The 17,404-nt window shown below is 56.5% G+C and carries 21 protein-coding genes, 1 other RNA gene and 1 pseudogene; 6 read left to right on the top strand and 17 right to left on the bottom strand.

Annotation, left to right across the window (positions count from 1 at the left end; all coding sequences use genetic code 11):
* Positions 1-62: 62 nt before the first annotated feature.
* Positions 63-1,943 (bottom strand): 1-deoxy-D-xylulose-5-phosphate synthase, encoded by a 1,881-nt coding sequence (dxs, locus tag HMPREF2796_RS03140; protein WP_070630895.1) that lies wholly within the window; start codon positions 1,941-1,943, stop codon positions 63-65.
* A 132-nt stretch (positions 1,944-2,075) separates the two neighbouring features.
* On the opposite strand from dxs, the gene rsgA reads away from it, so the two are divergent.
* Positions 2,076-2,951: a ribosome small subunit-dependent GTPase A gene (rsgA, locus tag HMPREF2796_RS03135; protein WP_070630893.1), complete on the top strand. Its 876-nt coding sequence runs from the start codon at positions 2,076-2,078 to the stop codon at positions 2,949-2,951.
* 177 nt (positions 2,952-3,128) lie between these two features.
* On the top strand, positions 3,129-3,323 hold the full coding sequence (locus HMPREF2796_RS03130) for a hypothetical protein (RefSeq protein WP_023887177.1): 195 nt from the start codon (positions 3,129-3,131) through the stop codon (positions 3,321-3,323).
* Positions 3,324-3,401: 78 nt separating this feature from the next.
* Here the strand turns inward: HMPREF2796_RS03130 and ffs are convergent.
* The 5 genes from ffs to fba all read right to left on the bottom strand — a co-directional run bounded on the left by ffs (position 3,402) and on the right by fba (position 7,320).
* An RNA gene (gene ffs / locus HMPREF2796_RS03125) (signal recognition particle sRNA small type) lies at positions 3,402-3,499 on the bottom strand.
* Between the two features lie 236 nt (positions 3,500-3,735).
* Positions 3,736-4,014 carry a hypothetical protein gene (locus tag HMPREF2796_RS03120; protein ID WP_003824246.1) on the bottom strand — a complete coding sequence of 93 codons (279 nt, stop codon included), beginning with the start codon at positions 4,012-4,014 and terminating at the stop codon, positions 3,736-3,738.
* 222 nt (positions 4,015-4,236) lie between these two features.
* The gene (metW, locus tag HMPREF2796_RS03115; protein WP_070630892.1) at positions 4,237-4,818 is read right to left on the bottom strand and encodes a methionine biosynthesis protein MetW; all 582 of its coding nucleotides are present in this window, start codon (positions 4,816-4,818) and stop codon (positions 4,237-4,239) included.
* Positions 4,805-5,953, bottom strand: a complete 1,149-nt coding sequence (locus HMPREF2796_RS03110) for a homoserine O-succinyltransferase MetX (RefSeq protein ID WP_070630890.1) — start codon at positions 5,951-5,953, stop codon at positions 4,805-4,807. Before HMPREF2796_RS03110 ends, metW begins: the two co-directional genes overlap by 14 nt.
* A gap of 299 nt (positions 5,954-6,252) precedes the next feature.
* Positions 6,253-7,320 carry a class II fructose-bisphosphate aldolase gene (gene fba, locus HMPREF2796_RS03105; RefSeq protein ID WP_003824241.1) on the bottom strand — a complete coding sequence of 356 codons (1,068 nt, stop codon included), beginning with the start codon at positions 7,318-7,320 and terminating at the stop codon, positions 6,253-6,255.
* A 202-nt stretch (positions 7,321-7,522) separates the two neighbouring features.
* Between fba and HMPREF2796_RS03100 the strand changes: the two genes are divergently transcribed.
* Positions 7,523-8,173, top strand: a complete 651-nt coding sequence (locus HMPREF2796_RS03100; protein ID WP_070630889.1) for a pyrimidine 5'-nucleotidase — start codon at positions 7,523-7,525, stop codon at positions 8,171-8,173.
* A gap of 105 nt (positions 8,174-8,278) precedes the next feature.
* Positions 8,279-8,818 (top strand): annotated as a pseudogene (locus HMPREF2796_RS03095) (MFS transporter); the annotation flags it as partial.
* A 65-nt stretch (positions 8,819-8,883) separates the two neighbouring features.
* On the opposite strand, the gene HMPREF2796_RS03090 reads toward HMPREF2796_RS03095, so the two are convergent.
* The 3 genes from HMPREF2796_RS03090 to HMPREF2796_RS03080 all read right to left on the bottom strand — a co-directional run bounded on the left by HMPREF2796_RS03090 (position 8,884) and on the right by HMPREF2796_RS03080 (position 10,582).
* Positions 8,884-9,465: a hypothetical protein gene (locus tag HMPREF2796_RS03090; RefSeq protein ID WP_141749140.1), complete on the bottom strand. Its 582-nt coding sequence runs from the start codon at positions 9,463-9,465 to the stop codon at positions 8,884-8,886.
* Between the two features lie 95 nt (positions 9,466-9,560).
* Positions 9,561-9,830, bottom strand: a complete 270-nt coding sequence (locus HMPREF2796_RS03085) for a hypothetical protein (protein WP_070630883.1) — start codon at positions 9,828-9,830, stop codon at positions 9,561-9,563.
* Positions 9,815-10,582, bottom strand: coding sequence for a hypothetical protein (locus tag HMPREF2796_RS03080; protein WP_070630881.1), 768 nt, complete (start codon positions 10,580-10,582; stop codon positions 9,815-9,817). The genes HMPREF2796_RS03085 and HMPREF2796_RS03080 overlap by 16 nt, the downstream gene beginning before the upstream one ends.
* Positions 10,583-10,691: 109 nt before the next feature.
* Here HMPREF2796_RS03080 and HMPREF2796_RS03075 point away from each other — a divergent pair, with 109 nt between their 5' ends.
* Positions 10,692-10,961, top strand: coding sequence for a hypothetical protein (locus HMPREF2796_RS03075; protein WP_070630879.1), 270 nt, complete (start codon positions 10,692-10,694; stop codon positions 10,959-10,961).
* Between the two features lie 93 nt (positions 10,962-11,054).
* Positions 11,055-12,425, top strand: coding sequence for a bifunctional UDP-N-acetylglucosamine diphosphorylase/glucosamine-1-phosphate N-acetyltransferase GlmU (gene glmU, locus HMPREF2796_RS03070; RefSeq protein ID WP_070630877.1), 1,371 nt, complete (start codon positions 11,055-11,057; stop codon positions 12,423-12,425).
* Positions 12,426-12,670: 245 nt separating this feature from the next.
* On the opposite strand, the gene grcA is transcribed toward glmU, so the two are convergent.
* From grcA to moaA, 8 genes are all read right to left on the bottom strand, one after another.
* On the bottom strand, positions 12,671-13,060 hold the full coding sequence (grcA, locus tag HMPREF2796_RS03065; RefSeq protein WP_070630875.1) for an autonomous glycyl radical cofactor GrcA: 390 nt from the start codon (positions 13,058-13,060) through the stop codon (positions 12,671-12,673).
* Between the two features lie 83 nt (positions 13,061-13,143).
* The gene (locus HMPREF2796_RS03060; protein WP_070630874.1) at positions 13,144-13,482 is read right to left on the bottom strand and encodes a cupin domain-containing protein; all 339 of its coding nucleotides are present in this window, start codon (positions 13,480-13,482) and stop codon (positions 13,144-13,146) included.
* 437 nt (positions 13,483-13,919) lie between these two features.
* Positions 13,920-14,366: a molybdenum cofactor biosynthesis protein MoaE gene (locus HMPREF2796_RS03055; RefSeq protein WP_064106567.1), complete on the bottom strand. Its 447-nt coding sequence runs from the start codon at positions 14,364-14,366 to the stop codon at positions 13,920-13,922.
* 1 nt (position 14,367) lies between these two features.
* Positions 14,368-14,622, bottom strand: a complete 255-nt coding sequence (gene moaD / locus HMPREF2796_RS03050) for a molybdopterin converting factor subunit 1 (protein WP_064106568.1) — start codon at positions 14,620-14,622, stop codon at positions 14,368-14,370.
* The gene (gene moaC / locus HMPREF2796_RS03045; RefSeq protein ID WP_081258913.1) at positions 14,606-15,079 is read right to left on the bottom strand and encodes a cyclic pyranopterin monophosphate synthase MoaC; all 474 of its coding nucleotides are present in this window, start codon (positions 15,077-15,079) and stop codon (positions 14,606-14,608) included. Before moaC ends, moaD begins: the two co-directional genes overlap by 17 nt.
* A 113-nt stretch (positions 15,080-15,192) precedes the next feature.
* Positions 15,193-15,798 carry a molybdenum cofactor guanylyltransferase gene (locus HMPREF2796_RS03040; protein WP_083308630.1) on the bottom strand — a complete coding sequence of 202 codons (606 nt, stop codon included), beginning with the start codon at positions 15,796-15,798 and terminating at the stop codon, positions 15,193-15,195.
* A gap of 14 nt (positions 15,799-15,812) precedes the next feature.
* Positions 15,813-16,334: a molybdenum cofactor biosynthesis protein B gene (gene moaB, locus HMPREF2796_RS03035; protein ID WP_070630871.1), complete on the bottom strand. Its 522-nt coding sequence runs from the start codon at positions 16,332-16,334 to the stop codon at positions 15,813-15,815.
* On the bottom strand, positions 16,335-17,321 hold the full coding sequence (gene moaA / locus HMPREF2796_RS03030) for a GTP 3',8-cyclase MoaA (protein ID WP_064086291.1): 987 nt from the start codon (positions 17,319-17,321) through the stop codon (positions 16,335-16,337).
* Positions 17,322-17,404 lie beyond the last annotated feature (83 nt).

Below are 17,404 nucleotides of genomic sequence, written 5' to 3'. Positions count from 1 at the left end.
AAGGCTACCTGAAAACTTTCAGGTAGCCTTTTGACCATCATTTCACATCACGATAACTGCACTCAGCTCACTGATTGTGCAAATGTCTCAATCCGTGCCGCCAGTTTCTCGGCGCTCAATCCCAAGTCATCTAGTAGGATAACCGGGTCGCCATGGCCGGTAACGATGTCTTCGATACCCAATAGCAACACTGGCAAGTGGCAATCTTGTTTGGCCAACACTTCTAACACCGCGCTGCCGGCTCCGCCTTGTACAGCGTTTTCTTCAATGCACACCAGCCGCTGGTGGGTGGCGGCCAGTTCGGCAATCAATTCTTCGTCCAGCGGTTTCACAAAGCGCATATCGGCCACGGTTAAGTCCAGCTGTTCCGCTGCCCGCAACGCGGGTTGCACCATACTACCGAAGGCCAACACGGCAGTTCCCCTGCCCTGCCTCCGCACCACGCCTTTACCTACCGGCACGGTATCCAAGCCACTGCTGATTGCCGTGCTGCCGCTGGCGCCACGCGGGTAGCGCACGGCAGTGGGGCAATCCAACGCGTAGCAAGTGGACAGCAGCAGGCGGCACTCTTCGCCGCTACTGGGGGCAGCCAGCACCATATTCGGGATGCAGCGCAGGAAGCTCAAATCGTAGGCACCGGCATGAGTAGGGCCGTCGGCACCAACGATACCGGCACGGTCGATGGCGAACAATACCGGCAGGTTTTGCAATGCCACATCGTGCACCAGTTGGTCGTAGGCGCGCTGCAGGAAGGTGGAGTAAATCGCCACCACGGGCTTGATGCCGCCACAAGCTAGGCCGGCCGCAAAGGTAACGGCATGCTGCTCGGCAATACCGACATCGAAATAGCGTTCGGGAAAGCGTCGCTCAAACTCCACCAATCCGCTGCCTTCACGCATGGCGGGGGTAATGGCGACTAATTTGTTATCTACGGCGGCTTGGTCGCATATCCATTGGCCGAAAATTTGGGTGTAGCTCAAAGGGGCAGCGCCGCCGCTTACCGGGCCTTGGTCGGGATTAAATTTGCCCACGGCGTGAAAACCGACCGGATCGTTTTCAGCCAGCTTGTAGCCCTGCCCTTTTTGCGTGAGCACATGCAAAAGCTGCGGGCCTTTGCGCTGTTTCATCTCTTTGAGCACAGCCACCAGTTGCCGCACGTCGTGGCCGTCCACCGGGCCGGTGTAGGTGAAGCCGAAGTTGTCAAACAGGGAATCGGGGCGGATGCGCGAGCCGTCGAGCACGCTTTTCAGCCGCTGCTCCACTTTCTGCGCGATGTGTAGCGCACCGGGCAATTTGTCGAGCACTTTTTCGGATTTGTGTTTGATGCTGCGCAGCGTATCGCGCCAGTCTTTGCCCTGGCTGCCGGCAAGGTATTTGGGGAAAGCACCAACATTGGGGGAAATCGACATTTCGTTGTCGTTGAGGATAACCAGCAAATCAGTGTCCATATCGCCGGCATTGTTCAGCGCTTCAAAAGCTTGGCCGGCAGTCATGGCTCCATCGCCGATAACAGCCACACTACGGTTGGGGCTACCTGAAAGTTTATCGGCCACCGCCATACCTAATGCCGCACCGATGGAAGTGGAGGAGTGGCCAACGCCGAAATCATCGTATTCCGATTCGCTGCGCTTGGGGAAGCCAGCCAAGCCGCCGTATTGGCGCATGGTGTGCATACGATTGCGGCGACCGGTGAGCACTTTGTGCGGATAGCTTTGGTGGCCCACGTCCCAAATTAAATGATCGTTGGGCGTGTCGTACACATAATGCAATGCCACAGCCAGCTCTACCGCACCCAGATTGCTGGCGAAATGGCCACCAGTCTGGCTGATACTCTCCAACAGGAAGGTGCGCAGTTCGGCGGCCAGCTGCGGCAGCTGGTCTTCACGCAAACGGCGCAAATCCTGCGGGTATTCGATGGTGTCGAGAAGCGGCGTGGTAGTCATAGTATGGCGATTCCCTGTGGATCGGGATAAATAAAATCGGATTATATAGCCATTCTGCCCGGCACGGCAGGCAAATTGGCATCAATACGCCAATCCTTGCTATGATGGCACTTTCCCACCCGGCCCTCCGCCATGACCGACACCGCCCAAATCATCACCAGCTACGGCCGCCGCTTTATCGTGCGCACTGCCGACGGCCACACCTTCGAGGCCACCACCCGCAAAAAGCGGGTAGACTTCGCCTGCGGCGACCAAGTACACATCACGCCGCTGAATGCCGAGCAGGCAGTGATTGAAGATTTCCTGCCACGCCGCAGCCTGCTCTATCGGCAAGATACCTGGAAAACCAAGCTGATTGCCGCCAATGTGAGCCAACTGCTGATTGTGCTGGCTGCCGTGCCTACGCCCAGCGAGCTGCTGCTGCAACGCGCCCTGCTAGCGGCAGAAGCGGCCGATATCGGCGCAGTAATTGTGTTGAACAAAACCGATTTGCCGGAAACGGAACAATGGCGCAGCAAACTGGCGTTTTACGAAGGCCTGGGCTACCCTGTGCTGCCCGTTAGCGCCATGCAAGATGCCGACGCCCTGCTGCCGGTGTTGAATGGGCACACCAGCATCCTGTTGGGCCAAAGCGGCATGGGCAAATCTACTCTGATTAACGCCCTGTTCGGCCAAAGCATTGCCCGCACCAATGAAATCTCCAGCGCCCTCGATTCCGGCAAACACACCACCACCCACGCCCAGCTCTACGACCTAAACGAAACCGCCCGCATCATCGACTCCCCCGGCCTGCAGGAATTCGGCCTGCACCATCTTCAGGTAGCCTCCCTGCCCCACTACTTCCCCGATATGCGCGCCTTCATCGGCCAATGCCGGTTCCACAACTGCAGCCACCGCCAAGAGCCCGGCTGCGCCATCAAAACTGCTGTCGAAGCCGGCCATATCCGTGCAGACCGCTTGCAGCTTCTGCAACAGCTGACTGATGAACTATCCACGAAGAAATGGTAGCCCTCTAAGGCCGCTTACCGACGCGACTGTATTTACATAGCCCTGCATATCTTTACCCTCCTGAACCTTGCGCAATCAGGATAGATAATTTACCATTTTTACAAAAGCAATCTATCAGATAACATTAATGATTTATCTGTTTGCACTAAAAAATAACAGCTTTAAAGAGAGTAAATTATGCCAAAAAAGACCACCAACTATGTTGTAACCATTGCTGATGCCATCAACAGCAACCAAAACCGTCAAGTTGTGTTACAGCTGCCGCGCGAGGAAGTGCGCTATCTGAACCAGGCCGAATTTAAAAAATTCGTGGCCGACAAATGCCAAGTGAGCGCATTTAAAATTCACTCTATCGAGCGTTTTTACAAATAAGCTCTTGCGGAAAGGCCTCAGCTATTCAGTCATATAGCAAAACCGCTCTGGTGTGATACCAGAGCGGTTTTTATATGAGGTGGCGAGCCGGAGCCCCGGCACTGCTGAATTCAGGGTGGGCTGCTTGCTTCCGCACCTGACCCCTTATCCCAAACCTGCATGCGGGGAGACCCGCCGTAGAAAGTGCGGATTATACGGAGCCGAATGCGTTTTGCCAAGACAGCATCATGTTCAGGTAGCCTCAACTGGCAACTAATGAGTGCAAACGCAACTGCTATTGTGCTTCAGGTAGCCTACTATTGCCTGCCAATCACGAAGATAAAACCCACACCTGCTTACCCAACATCCCTAAAAGGCTACCTGAAAGCCTAATCCAGCTTTCAGGTAGCCTTTTTATAAATCAACAGCTCAATTACTGTCGGAACCCTTCCAACACCTTAACGCGGAATATCGGAAACTCATCCAATTCATCCAACACGAACAGCTGGGCATCATGTTCTTTTTCAAACCCTTTTTCAAATTTTTCCAACAGTGTGGTGCGGGCGTTGCTAACATCGTATTTCTTGGTGATTTTCAAGCGTGCTGCCCATTGGCGGCGTGCCGGATCTTCAATAATCATCATCAGGCAGTGCAGCTCAAAGTCACCTTTATCGTCGTTACCGGAAAATTTGTCTGAAAAATTGCGCAACATACTACCTTCTCTCCCTTTACATTAAAAAATGTATAAAAAATCTAATTTGATTATAAATATATAAAAATTTTAATTTGATTATACGTTTTGCCCGCAGGCGATGCTATTGCCTGCGGGCAGATACTTTTGACTTAAATCAAACAAATGGCGAATTAGGTATGTTGTAAACAATTTCTCCAACAATAAATACAACAGACTGAACTAAAAGAACAAATCTATCATTCAACCCACACGATAAAACGCCAGGCTGCCCATTAAGTTTGGCAGACAGGATACACGCCGGCCGCCGGCCATCACCGCGCGCTCCAACACGCGGATGCGGTTTTTCGCGCACAGGTGGTCGAAATCGCTGAGGGTACACCAATGAATATTCGGCGTGTCGTACCAATCATAGGGCATGCGCTCGCTCACCGGCATATGCCCGCCGAAGGCTACCTGAAAACGGTTGCGCCAATAGCCGAAGTTGGGGAAGGTAACAATCGCTTCCTTGGCCACGCGGGTGAGGTCGCGCAGGATGGTTTCCACATTTTGCATGGCCTGGATAGTTTGGCTGAGCACAATCACATCGAAGCTGCCGTCGCCGAAAGCCTGCAAGCCCTGCTCTAAATCGGCCTGAATCACGTTCACGCCGCGGGCGATGGCGGCTATCACGCTATTGGTATCGATTTCCACGCCGTAGCCCTTGCAATTTTTGTATTTCACCAGGGCATGCAGCAACTCGCCGTCGCCGCAGCCCAAATCCAGCACACGGCTGCCGGCGGGAATCCAGTCGTAAATCAGTTGTAGGTCGTCACGCAGATTCATGCGCCAACTCCTTGTGGATATTGTCGATATAGGCGCGAATAGCCTTTAAATATGGTTCGTCCTCCATCAGGAAGGCATCGTGGCCGTGGGAAGATTCGATTTCGATGTATTGCACGTCTTTTTCCGCGCTAATCAGGGCTTTCACCAATTCGTGCGAACGTTCCGGCGCAAAACGCCAGTCGCTGCTGAAGCTGGCCACAAAGAATTTGGCCTGCACGCCCAAGAGTGCGGTGTGCAGGTTGTGGCCGAAATCGGCGGCAGGATCAAAATAATCCAGCGCCTTGGTCATGAGCAGATAGGTGTTGGCATCGAAGCGGTCGGCAAATTTATCGCCTTGGTAGCGCAGATAGCTTTCCACTTCAAATTCAATTCCATAGCCGTATTGCAGCTCGCCACTCTTCATTTGACGGCCAAACTTTTTGCCCAGCCCGTCTTCAGCCAGATAAGTGATGTGCCCCATCATACGAGCAATCTTCAGGCCGCGCCGGGGCACGGCTTGGCGGCTGGCATAGTGGCCTTCATGGAAGTCAGGGTCGGTAAGGATAGCTTGGCGAGCCACGTCGTTAAACGCGATGTTTTGAGTGGACAATTTGGGCGCAGAAGCAATCACTAGCGCGTGGCGGACGCGTTCGGGGAAATCGATTGTCCATTGTAAGGCCTGCATACCGCCGAGGCTGCCGCCCATCACCGCCGCCCATTGTTTGATGCCGAAATGGTCGGCCAGCATGGCTTGCGAGCGCACCCAATCTTTTACGGTAACCACCGGAAAATCCGAGCCATAGGGCTTGCCGGTGGCGGGGTTGGTACTCAACGGGCCGCTGCTGCCGGCGCAGCCGCCCAAGTTGTTGAGCCCGACCACGAAAAAGCGGTTGGTATCCACCGGTTTATTGGGGCCGACCATGTTGTCCCACCAGCCGGGGTGTTTGTCGTCCGGATGGTGTCGGCCGGCCACGTGGTGCGTGCCGGAAAGGGCGTGGCAAATCAGGATAGCGTTGGATTTATCGGCGTTGAGTGTGCCGTAGGTTTCGGTAATCAAATCAAAACGCGGCAGCGTGTCGCCGTTTTGCAGGGCAAAGGGCTGTTCGAATGCAATGGTTTGCGGGGTAACGATGCCCACAGAAGCGGGTGGGTTCATAAATGGAAATTGGCGTGATTAATTTGTGTGGATTATAGCGGATGGGGCGGGGAAATTCATGCTGGGCAACAAGGAAAGGCTACCTGAAACTGCTTTTGGGCTGCTCTGCTGATTTTTCAGGTAGCCTCTTGCTCCAAATCAAACAGGCTACCTGAACACATTTCAGGTAGCCTGTTGCATCATTCAAATCAAGCTATAGCAGACTACATTTAAACCGGTATCGCGTTGGCTCGCCTAGCAGTACGCGCGCACTGCCTGCGGCTCGCCGCCTTATCCCGATTTAAATTTCATCCGCCATATTACTTCGCCACCACTTGGTTCAGCTCGCCTTTGGCATAACGGGTAGCCATTTTTTCCAGCGAAATCGGTTTGATTTTGCTGGCCATGCCTTCGCAGCCGAAGGCCTGATAGCGGGCCAGGCAGATGCCTTTCATGGCTTCGATGGTTTTAGCCAGGTATTTGCGCGGGTCGAATTCAGCAGGGTTTTCGGCTAAGAATTTGCGGATTGCCCCTGTGCTGGCCAGGCGCAGGTCGGTGTCGATGTTCACTTTGCGCACGCCGTGTTTGATGCCTTCCACGATTTCTTCCACCGGCACGCCGTAGGTTTCGCCGATGCCGCCGCCGTGTTCGTTGATCACTTTCAGCCATTCCTGCGGCACCGAGCTGGAGCCGTGCATCACGATATGCGTGTTCGGCAGGGCGGCGTGGATTTCTTTGATGCGGTCGATGCGCAATACGTCGCCTGTGGGCGGACGGGTGAATTTGTAGGCGCCGTGGCTGGTGCCCACGGCAATCGCCAGCGCATCCACGCCGGTGTCGTTTACGAAGCGCACGGCATCTTCCACGCTGGTGAGCATTTGGTCGTGGCTCAATTTGCCCACTGCGCCCACGCCGTCTTCTTCGCCCGCTTCGCCGGTTTCCAAGTTGCCCAACACGCCGATTTCGCCTTCAACCGACACACCGCAGGCATGGGAGAAGTTCACCACAGTGCGGGTAACGTCCACGTTGTATTCGTAGGAAGACGGGGTTTTGCCGTCGGCCAGGAGCGAACCGTCCATCATCACGGAGGAGAAGCCCAGCTGGATAGAGCGCTGACACACATCGGGCGAGGCGCCGTGGTCTTGGTGCATCACCACGGGAATATGCGGAAACTCTTCCACTGCCGCCAAAATCAGGTGGCGCAAGAAGGGGGCGCCGGCATATTTGCGCGCACCGGCGGAAGCCTGCACGATAACGGGCGCGTTCACTTGGTCGGCCGCTTCCATGATGGCGCGCATCTGCTCCAAGTTGTTCACATTAAAAGCGGGCAGGCCGTAGCCGTGTTCGGCGGCATGGTCTAAAAGCTGGCGCATGGATACCAGAGCCATAGCAATCTCCTGAATGATAATTGGTTGTGAAAATCAGTGGGATTATAGCAGCAAACCGCCCCAATGGCGGGGATGGAAATTGAGCCGATTCAAATTGGGCATGGCAGCAGGCCGCAGCGGCAGGCATGACAAGGCGGGCAAAGCAGTAGAATACTCATTTGCAGCAGCTATATAATGCCGTTTTTATTTTTCAGGTAGCCTCATGCCATCCCCCCAGCCCGTTTGGCTGTTCGACCTAGACGACACCCTGCACCGCGCCGATGCGGGCATTTTTCGCCTCATCAACCGCCGCATGACCGAATTCATGGCACGCGAACTGAGCCTGAGCCTGCCCGAAGCCTCCGATTTGCGCGAACACTATTGGCGGCACTACGGCGCCACACTCGGCGGTTTGCAGCAGCATCATCCGCAGGTTTGCCCCGCCGAATTCCTGCGCCAAAGCCACCATCTGCCCGAACTCATCGCCGCCTTGCAGCCGATGCCCCACATCGATACCGCGCTCGCCGCCCTACCCGGCCGCAAAGCCGTGTTTTCCAACGGCCCAGCGTTTTATGTGCGCGCCCTAATCGAAGCCATGCGGCTGGGCAGCCATTTTGAAGCCCTATTCGGCGTGGACGACCTTGCCCTGCACTACAAGCCGCAGCCGCAAGCCTTCCATCTGGTGTGCGCCGCACTGGCTGTGCCGCCGCAGCAATGCGTGCTGGTGGACGACAGCCCAGCCAATCTGCAAGCAGCCAAAGCTTTGGGCATGCGCACGGTGTGGTTCGGCAGCCGTGCCCAACCGCAGCCCTGTGCCGACCATATCGTCCGCGATATGCACGAGCTGCAGGCTCTGGCTGGAGAAATCAGGTAAGATCTGTCCCTTACACTCTAATACCGGGTTTCAGGTAGCCCATTTAGCCCAGCTGAAGCTCACGTTTTCAGGTAGCCTCTTGGCCATAATCGAATAACAAGGAAGATCCCCATCTACACCCAGCAAGTGCTGCTGCTCTCCGGCACCACCACCGGCCTCATCCTCATGCCCGCCAGTATCGCCCAGGCCTTGGCCGCCCCGCTGTTTGGCAAACTGCTGGATAAAAAAGGCGGCCGCTTCGTGGTGCTGCCCGCCACCATTATGCTCACCGCCGCCCTGGCCGTATTGTGGGGCTACCTGAAAATCGACACCCAAACCACCGCCCTCTCCGCCATGTTCGCCCTGATGGCCGTGTCCGTATCCGCCTGTATCACCGGCGAAACCCACGGCCTCAACGCCCTACCCAAACACCTCAACCCGCACGGCGCCGCCATCATCACCACCATCAACCCCATCGCCGGCGCCATCGGCGCAGCCTTCTTTGTGGGCACCACCAACATCGGCGAGCTCCTCTCCAGCGGCAGCAGCCCGCAGCAGGCCATGCTCAACGGCATCCACCTGAGCATGAGCTTCGCTCTCGCCGTCGGTATTCTCACCATCGTCTGTGCCTACCGACTCAAGCCGCACAGCGAAAGCAGCGATTAGCATCCATGGCCAACAAAGCAAAAGGCTACCTGAACTTTCAGGTAGCCTTTTGGCCCATTACATCATCACTCTGCCGCACACCCTCCGCCACGGCACGGCGGGCACGACTGCCGCTCGTGGTAGCTGGCGGCCAAAGCCAGTACAGCGGTTTCCACTGCCGCCGCATCTACCTGCGCGGGGATTTGTGCCACAAAATAATTCACCGAACGGCTGCCCGGCAGATAGGCCGCCAGCTCCTGCCCGCCGTTACGATAGCCCGTAAACCGCCACAACTCGCCGCTCACCCCGTCGCGTGCGCGGATACGGCGCAGCATGGCCGGCCGTATGCGCTCATTCGATTGGGCATATTGCGCCACCACATCATTCACCTGCCCGCGTACGGCTGCGGAAAAGCTCTCGCCCGGCTTGCGGCCGATACTGCCTGCATAAATCATCACCCGCGCCGCACGCAGCCTGCTATCTTGCGGCAAAAACACCATCGGCACGCCCTTATCGGCTAGCAACCGGTTATCCTGCGTCCAACCTGCTGGTGCGTGGAAACCATAACAATGGTTTGCCCCATAGGCATAGCCCGTGTCCCACGCCGGAGCGGCATACGCCCCACTCATCGACGCACAAGCAGCCAACACCAAACCCAAACGCTTCATGATTTTCTCCCTTTTTCCAATTGATTAATCGGCAAACTACTGCCCCGATACTGTACCATTCCACCACCTAGGTATCCAGCAGGTCAAATGGTTTTTCAGGTAGCCTGTTTCACCCTTATGTCTCTTTTAAAGAATATATCCCGACACGACGCATACAGCACCAGCATCAGCAGTAAGCCAACCATATTGTTCACCAGCGATACCACCCGCATCATCCACACAGGCGGTACCGCATCAATCGTCCCTAGCATTGTCAATTCGGGCTGAGCCAACACCGCAGCCACCCCCACTACCAGCCGCACAACCAAGCCCAATAATGTTGCCAACGCCACAGCCAGCACCACGCCGCCTACATTGCGCTCCATCCCGCGCCTACATTGCGCTCCATCCCGCGCCAACCTGCTACCCAAGCCCGCACCGCGCCCATCCTGCGGCACACGACCAACATCGCCGCTACGCCGTTCGGCAGCAGATAGGCCAACATAAAAAATAGCCATTTCCAAGAATTTATCAAAGACACAAGCCTTAGCAACGGTGATTGCGGTGATTGAAACTCCATCTGCATAGCATAGTCCTCCAGTCTTGCCCCCACCCTAAGCAGCAGTTGTTCAAACACCACACTCAACAAACCCAGTAGCACCAATGCGCCTGCACACCGCACCAACACCACCAAACTGGCACGCCAATCAATACGGGCTTGCTGCTCCACCCGTTCTGCCGCATAAGCCACCCCCGCCGTGGCAAACACGGCGGCAAAATCTCGCACGGCAGGGAAAAAAGGAATAACTGAAGGCATAAATGCCTGCATCGCAGCAGCCAAAATATACGACAGTATCGTCCAAGCCAACACCAGCCCAAACCACCAACCAGCCCGCTGTCGAAACAAAGCCCAAGCCGCCCCAAACCAAGCAAATGCCCGCCTCGGCGATAACGAGTTGGCCACAGCCAAATATTGCCCGCCCACCGGGTGTGCAGCTTCTTCCGCCATACTCAACGGCGGCGCATAGCGGTTGTCTTGCCGTTCATGCATATTCTTTTCCCTTTGTCTTGATACAAATTCCAAATCGCACGAATTGTAGTATAAAAGGCCACCTAGAAACGTAGGATTCAACCTCATGAAAATCCATCTTTCCTTTTTCAGGTAGCCCTACAGCCAGCCCCGGCTGTTCGCGTTATAATTGGCAGCAAAAGTAACACCCGTCTCACAACAGAAAAAGGATAAAGCCATGCGCCCCGCCGTTCTACTGCTCGCCCTCATCGCCCTTTCCGCCTGCACCTGGGAAACCTACCAAGACCAACAAGGCAAAACCGGCCTGCGCCAGCGTTATGCCCCCGGTACGCCCGTGGTATACCAAGACGGCACTTTCGCCCGCGACCAACGCTACAACGAATACCGCCCCGTGCCCGTACCTGTTACCCGCGAACAACGCCAGCACAGCGTGCCGCGCACCACCTGGAGCGGTGACAGCGTGCCGGAAGCGCCAAGCAGCCATTAATATCGGCAGTTTGAATCCTCTTTTTTCAGGTAGCCCCAAGCAGGCTACCTGAAAACCATCATTTCAAAGAAATCGTTCCAAGAAAGCCCACCCATGCACCAGCCCCTCCATATCGTCATCCTCGCCGCCGGCAAAGGCACCCGCATGTATTCCGCCCTGCCCAAAGTGCTGCACCGCATCGGCGGCCAAACCATGCTCGAGCGCGTTATCGACACCGCGCAAAGCCTCAGCCCGCAAAGCATCAACGTGGTGATCGGCCACGGCAAGGAGCAGGTGCGCGAGCAAGTGCAGCGCGAAGGCATCCGCTGGGTGGAGCAAACCGAACAGCTCGGCACCGGCCACGCCGTGCAAACCGCCCTGCCGCACCTCGGCAACACCGGCCGCACCCTCGTGCTCTACGGCGACGTGCCGCTGATTAACCGCGCCACCCTGGAAGATTTACTACAGGCCGCCGGCAGCGAAATCGGCCTGCTCACCGACATCCCGCCCAACCCCTTCGGGCTGGGCCGCATCATCCGCGAGGCAAACGGCCAAGTGGCCGCCATTGTGGAAGAAAAAGACGCCTCGCCCGAGCAAAAAACCATCCGCGAAACCAACACCGGCATTTTCGTTCTGCCCAACGCACACCTCGCCCGCTGGCTGGGCAGCCTCTCCAGCAACAACGCCCAAGGCGAATACTACCTCACCGACGTCATCGCCCTTGCCCGCGCCGACGGTGTGGCCGTGCATCCCGTTCAGGTAGCCTCCTCCCACCTTGCCGCCGGCGTAAACAATAAAATCCAACTCGCCGAACTCGAGCGCATCTTCCAACGCGAACAGGCACACAGCCTGCTCCAAGCCGGCCTCACCCTGCGCGACCCGGCCCGCTTCGACCTGCGCGGCAGCCTTCGGCACGGCCAAGACGTGGTGCTTGATGTGAACGTGGTGCTGGAAGGCGACAACCAATTCGGCAACAACGTGTCCATCGGCGCCAACTGCGTGATTAAAAACGCCGTCATCGGCGACAACACGGTTATCGAGCCTTTCTCTCACCTCGAAAACTGCCGCATCGGCAGCAGCGCCCGCATCGGCCCCTTCGCCCGCCTGCGCCCCAATGCCGACTTGGCCGACGAAGTGCACATCGGCAACTTCGTGGAAGTGAAAAACAGCACCATCGGCCGCGGCAGCAAAGCCAACCACCTCACCTACCTCGGCGACGCGCAAATCGGCAGCCGCAGCAACATCGGCGCCGGCACCATCACCTGCAACTACGACGGCGTGCACAAACACCAAACCGTTATCGGCGATGAAGTGCGCATCGGCTCCGGCAATATGCTGGTCGCCCCACTCACCATCGGCCACCGCGCCACCACCGGCGCCGGCAGCACGCTCACCCGCAACTGCCCCGAAGGCGAACTCACCCTTACCCGCGCCCGCCAAACTACTATCCCGGGCTGGATACGGCCTGAGAAGGAGAAAAAATAAGCCGGAGCTTAAAATTTCTGCGGCATGAGGCTACCTGAAAAATATGGTCAATATAACTAAACCATTTTGAGTTTTCAGGTAGCCTTTCCGTTTATCAATCAGGCTACCTGAAATCTGTTTGGTAATGGTTAAACAAAAACTGGGACTGCTTTCACTTATCTTGCTGTCCTGCTATTAGCTATTTCATACCCCGCAAAAAACCAGCCCCGCCATCTGAAACAGCGGGGCTGTGCTGTGATTCCGGTTTACATATGCTGCGTGAAGGTACGGGTAATCACATCGCGCTGCTGCTCGGGCGTGAGGGAGTTGAAGCGCACGGCATAGCCGGATACGCGGATGGTGAGCTGCGGATATTTATCGGGATTAGCAGCTGCGTCTTCCAGCATTTCGCGGCTCATCACATTCACGTTCAGGTGCTGACCACCTTCCACTTTCGGACGCACGTAGCTGTCTACAGCCACTTCTTGGTAGCTCACATCGCCCAAATCGCTCAGGGCAACGATTTGGTCGGCAGCGAAATACTCGTCCTTGCTGCACAGGCAACGTGCCTGCTGGGTTTCGTCGTCCAACAGCCAGAAAGAGTGCACCAAGGCGGGGTGTTGGGCGGATTGGGTGATTTGAATACCTTTAATCATAATGATTCATCTCCAAGAGTTGTGTTGTAAAGCTATGGTTTTAAAATCATTCCGCATTGCCGGGCAATACGGTGCGAAAACGGTTAAACGCAGCAGCGGCCGAAGCGCAGTTTTTGGTTAAGCAGGGCGTGGTAGCACAGCTGTTTTACCACCAGCACGGAAGTGTTGTCTTCCAAGGCCACCAGGGCATGGGTTTCTTGCGGCTCAAGCCGCGCCAGGGTCATCGGCTGCAAATCAATCTGCCCTTGCTCGGTTTTCAGGCACACCGAGCCGGAGAGCACGGTAATGGTAATGATGGCCTCTGCTGAATAAGGTGGAACTTCGTTGCCTTTTTGCAGATTGAGCTGCACGATTTGCTGATCGGCATCCTCTGCAATCACGCCGCCTACGGGTTGTTGTGGGTCTAGTTGATAGCCTCGCATGGTGTTTCTCCTGAAAATTCGGATGCTGCCAACGCTAGGATAAAGCTACAACAGACTGTTGGAATACGGCAACCGTTCAGTTTTAAATTAATCTCAGCAGAAAATGCATCAGCAGCCAAGCTGAAGCGGCTCAGGGAAAATTAATGATGTAAACAGTATTCCCAATCTGCTGCTCTATTCTGCTATTGACCGCTATTTTACAGATTTTACTGATCTTTCTCAATTTTTAGTTGATCTCAAATTAGCATAACTGGCTGCATTTGATTAAAAAACCACACAAAATAAAAGGCTACCTAAAAATCAGGCTATTTTGTTTTCAGGTAGCCTATAAACTTCAGCATGTAAAATTAGCTCCACACACTAACATGTCTCTTTTTAAACTCATGCAAAAAGGCTACCTGAAATTTTCAGGTAGCCTCTTCAATACTTGCCAAGCGTTATTTGAGCAATTGGCGTTTGGCATCGGCCGTTTGATTGTCCAGCCACGCGGCAACGACTTGGCCGCTGTAGAATTCCTGTTTCCAAATCGGCACTTCGGCTTTCACCGTATCGATAATATAGCGGCAGCCGGCGAAGGCCATGTCGCGGTGGCCGGCGGTTACGCCCACCCACACCGCCATATCGCCCACTTCCAACCGGCCGTAACGGTGCACGCACACGGCTGCTTCTAGGCCGAAGCGGCGTTTAGCCTCTTCAATCACGGCCTGACCTTGCCGGCGCGCCAGTTCTTCATACACGCTGTATACCAAATAATCTACGCGCTGCCCGTCATTTTGTCGGCGCACCCAGCCTTCAAAGCTGAGGTAGGCGCCGCATTGCTCATTGTTTAAAAGCTGTTGGCGCAAGGCCTGGCTGTCTATTGCTTGTTCGGTTAAATCAAACATTTCAACCTCCTGCCACCGGCGGGATAAAGGCCACGATATCGTTGGCGGCAAGCGGCTGCAGCCAGTCGGCAAACGCATGGTTTACCGCCGCCCGTACACGCTCCTGCGGCAGGGTGAAGCGGTATTGTTGCGAGAGTTGCTCGTATAAGGCCGCTGCGGTGCAGCCCTCGGCGACGTGGATTTTTTCTTGCTCTTTGCCCACCTGTTCGCGCAGGGCGGCGAAATACAGCACGGTGATTTCAACGGTTGAACTCATGTTTGCCTCCGGATTTGTGTATTAGGCGGATGTCTTGGATTTGGATGTCGTGGCTCAGGGCTTTGGTCATGTCGTATACCGTGAGCGCGGCCACGGATACGGCGGTGAGCGCTTCCATTTCCACGCCGGTTTTATGGCTCACGGCCACTTCGGCGCGGATGTTCAGGCCGTGTGCGGCATCGTCATATTCCAGCTCCAGCTTGCAACGCTCCAGCATCATCGGATGGCACAGCGGAATCAGGCTGGCGGTATTTTTCGCCGCCATGATGCCGGCCAGCCGCGCCACTTCGCTAATCGCGCCCTTGGCAGTTTGCCCGTTGGCCGCCTGGATTTGGGCATACACTTCCGGCGGGAACACCACCCGCCCGGAAGCCACGGCCACACGGCGGGTGACGGTTTTATCGCCCACGTCCACCATGCTGCTGCGGCTGTGTTGGTCTAAATGTGTCAGCAAAATTTTATCCTTGCATGGAAAATAAACTATTGGAGGCTACCTGAAAACTATCCGACGGTTTTCAGGTAGCCTTTTGAATAAGCGCCAAGCAAACAGGCTACCTGAAAATGTACATCTCAGCCCGCCAACAGCCGCTCCGCCTGTTTCACCGCCCGCTCAAACTCCGGCGGCGTGTTGAAATTGCACAGCGGCAGCCATTCGTCCGGCACTGGCACAGCGGCAAACGGCACGGTTTGCAGCCAGGCGGTTACGCGGCGCTGCCCGCTTTCCACGTATTGGCGCAGCGGGGCGGCCAGGGCGGTAGACCAATGCGCCAATAGCGGATAATCCCGCCCGCCGCCGCTCAGCGCGGCCACGCCCTGCTGCCAAGCCGTGCTGTTTCGCGCCTGTTGTAAACAGCCTGCCACTTGCTCAGGCAGCAGCAGGGTGTCGCAGGAGAGCACATAAATGCCGGCATGGCCTTGTTCGGCAGCCAGCTCGAGCGCGGGCAGAATGGCGGATAAGGCACCCTGCCGTTCGGGCAGGGCATCGGGCAAGTATAGCGCGGGGGGAAGATTGGGGAAACGCTGTCCGGCCGAAGCAATCCACAGCGGCCGGTTTGCCGCCGCGGCCAAGCGCTCAATCAGCGGCACGCCGCGAAACGGCAACAGCGGCTTGGGGCGGCCCATCCGCCGGCTGAATCCGCCGCATAAAATCAGCAGCGGCTCGGTAGCAATCTCCATGAGTCCGGTTTTACTCACTTACCCCAAGCGTTGAACACGCGGGTGAAGCCGCAGCTGTTGATGCGCGGATCGAGCTGCGGGGCGATGACTTTTTCCCAAGCGGTACGGCAGGCGCCGGTGGAGCCGGGCAGGCAGAAAATGAGCGTGCGGTTGGCAATGCCGGCCACGGCGCGCGATTGGATGGTGGACATGCCGATTTCCTGCAGAGACACGGCGCGGAACACTTCGCCGAAGCCGGGGATGGTTTTGTCGAACAGGATTTCCACCGCATCGGGGGTAATGTCGCGCTCGAACATGCCAGTGCCGCCGGTAATCAACACGATGTCGGTTTGCGGCTCGGCAATGGCGGCGGAAACGATGGCGCGGATATCGTAGCGCTCGTCGCGGCACCAATCGCGCGCATGCAACACATGACCAGCGGCCTGCAGGGCTTCGGCCAGATAGTTGCCGCTGCCGTCTTCGGCGGAGCTGCGGGTGTCGGTTACGGTGAGCAGGTGGATGCGGAAGGGGCGGAATTCGGGTGCGGAGCGGTGCATTTAGCCTCCGGTCATGGAAAGGTTAGTGATGAGACCGACTTTTTTATCGTGCAGATAGTGGTGTTCGGGTTTTTCGGCAATGGTTTGATGCAGATAACGGCGCAGGCCTTCGGCATCGCCCTCGCGCAGATGGGGGCGCAGGTCGTAGGCAATACCGCCAAACAGGCACAGGTGCATTTTGCCTTGGGCGGTAACGCGCAGGCGGTTGCAGCTTTTGCAGAAATCTTCGCTGTAGGGAGCGATGAAGCCGATGCTGCCGGAGAAATCGCGGTGGAAATATTCGCGTGCGGGGCCGGCGTGCGGCTGGCGCGGCAACAGCTGCCAGCCTTGCGCCTGCAGGCCGCGTTCGATTTCGGCGGCGGAGAGGTGCTGGCTGTTGAAGAAGCTGCCGTTGTCGCCGGTTTGCATCAATTCGATGAAGCGCAAGGTTACGGGGCGCTCGCGCACGAAATCGAGCGCGTCGGCCAGCGTGCGCTCGGCGTAGCGGCGCAGCAGCAGGGTGTTTACTTTGACGTTGCAGAAGCCTTCGGCCAGGATGTTGTCGAGCGCGCGCAGGATGTTGGTGCATTCGCGTTTGCCGGTGATCTCGAAGAATACGTCTGGGTCGAAGCTATCGATACTGATGTTGATTTTGTCCAGCCCGGCAGCACGATAAGCTGGGAAGAGCTGTGCCAGTCGGAAAGCGTTGGTGGTAAGTGCCACGTTTTCAATCAGTGGGTTGGCTTTGCACACGGCGATGATGTCGGCCAGATCGCGGCGGAGGGTGGGCTCGCCGCCGGTGAGGCGGATTTTGCGCGTGCCGGCGGCGGCGAACACGTTTACCAGAGTTTCGATTTCGGGCAGGGTGAGTTCGTCGGGCTTGGCTTTGCCTTGGTAGCCGTCGGGCAGGCAGTAGGTGCAGCGGTAGTTGCACAGGTCGGTAACCGACAGCCGCAGGTAGCTTAGGCGGCGGTTGTAGGGGTCGGTGAGTGTGTGGGGCGGGGTCATAATGGGTTTCCGTCTGGTGTGTGCCGGTTGCTCTATATTCTATTTACTTATGTGTAGGAAATCGTCGCGTTGTTTACACTTTT

Origin of the sequence: Eikenella sp. HMSC071B05, from assembly GCF_001811325.1 — a bacterium.
Taxonomy (GTDB): domain Bacteria; phylum Pseudomonadota; class Gammaproteobacteria; order Burkholderiales; family Neisseriaceae; genus Eikenella; species Eikenella corrodens.
This window is presented reverse-complemented; position numbering and strand designations above follow the sequence as displayed.

Excerpts from the sequence above, each read along its gene's own strand:
- HMPREF2796_RS03055 (WP_064106567.1), bottom strand. The coding sequence starts at position 14,366 with ATGTTTGATTTAACCGAACAAGCAATAGACAGCCAGGCCTTGCGCCAA.
- HMPREF2796_RS03100 (WP_070630889.1), top strand. The coding sequence starts at position 7,523 with ATGCCATCCCCCCAGCCCGTTTGGCTGTTCGACCTAGACGACACCCTG.
- HMPREF2796_RS03075 (WP_070630879.1), top strand. The coding sequence starts at position 10,692 with ATGCGCCCCGCCGTTCTACTGCTCGCCCTCATCGCCCTTTCCGCCTGC.
- HMPREF2796_RS03040 (WP_083308630.1), bottom strand. The coding sequence starts at position 15,798 with ATGGAGATTGCTACCGAGCCGCTGCTGATTTTATGCGGCGGATTCAGC.
- dxs (WP_070630895.1), bottom strand. The coding sequence starts at position 1,943 with ATGACTACCACGCCGCTTCTCGACACCATCGAATACCCGCAGGATTTG.
- grcA (WP_070630875.1), bottom strand. The coding sequence starts at position 13,060 with ATGATTAAAGGTATTCAAATCACCCAATCCGCCCAACACCCCGCCTTG.
- HMPREF2796_RS03130 (WP_023887177.1), top strand. The coding sequence starts at position 3,129 with ATGCCAAAAAAGACCACCAACTATGTTGTAACCATTGCTGATGCCATC.
- HMPREF2796_RS03085 (WP_070630883.1), bottom strand. The coding sequence starts at position 9,830 with ATGGAGCGCAATGTAGGCGGCGTGGTGCTGGCTGTGGCGTTGGCAACA.
- HMPREF2796_RS03110 (WP_070630890.1), bottom strand. The coding sequence starts at position 5,953 with ATGAACCCACCCGCTTCTGTGGGCATCGTTACCCCGCAAACCATTGCA.
- glmU (WP_070630877.1), top strand. The coding sequence starts at position 11,055 with ATGCACCAGCCCCTCCATATCGTCATCCTCGCCGCCGGCAAAGGCACC.
- fba (WP_003824241.1), bottom strand. The coding sequence starts at position 7,320 with ATGGCTCTGGTATCCATGCGCCAGCTTTTAGACCATGCCGCCGAACAC.
- HMPREF2796_RS03090 (WP_141749140.1), bottom strand. The coding sequence starts at position 9,465 with ATGAAGCGTTTGGGTTTGGTGTTGGCTGCTTGTGCGTCGATGAGTGGG.
- HMPREF2796_RS03120 (WP_003824246.1), bottom strand. The coding sequence starts at position 4,014 with ATGTTGCGCAATTTTTCAGACAAATTTTCCGGTAACGACGATAAAGGT.
- moaD (WP_064106568.1), bottom strand. The coding sequence starts at position 14,622 with ATGAGTTCAACCGTTGAAATCACCGTGCTGTATTTCGCCGCCCTGCGC.
- moaA (WP_064086291.1), bottom strand. The coding sequence starts at position 17,321 with ATGACCCCGCCCCACACACTCACCGACCCCTACAACCGCCGCCTAAGC.
- metW (WP_070630892.1), bottom strand. The coding sequence starts at position 4,818 with ATGAATCTGCGTGACGACCTACAACTGATTTACGACTGGATTCCCGCC.
- rsgA (WP_070630893.1), top strand. The coding sequence starts at position 2,076 with ATGACCGACACCGCCCAAATCATCACCAGCTACGGCCGCCGCTTTATC.
- HMPREF2796_RS03080 (WP_070630881.1), bottom strand. The coding sequence starts at position 10,582 with ATGAGGTTGAATCCTACGTTTCTAGGTGGCCTTTTATACTACAATTCG.
- moaB (WP_070630871.1), bottom strand. The coding sequence starts at position 16,334 with ATGCACCGCTCCGCACCCGAATTCCGCCCCTTCCGCATCCACCTGCTC.
- HMPREF2796_RS03060 (WP_070630874.1), bottom strand. The coding sequence starts at position 13,482 with ATGCGAGGCTATCAACTAGACCCACAACAACCCGTAGGCGGCGTGATT.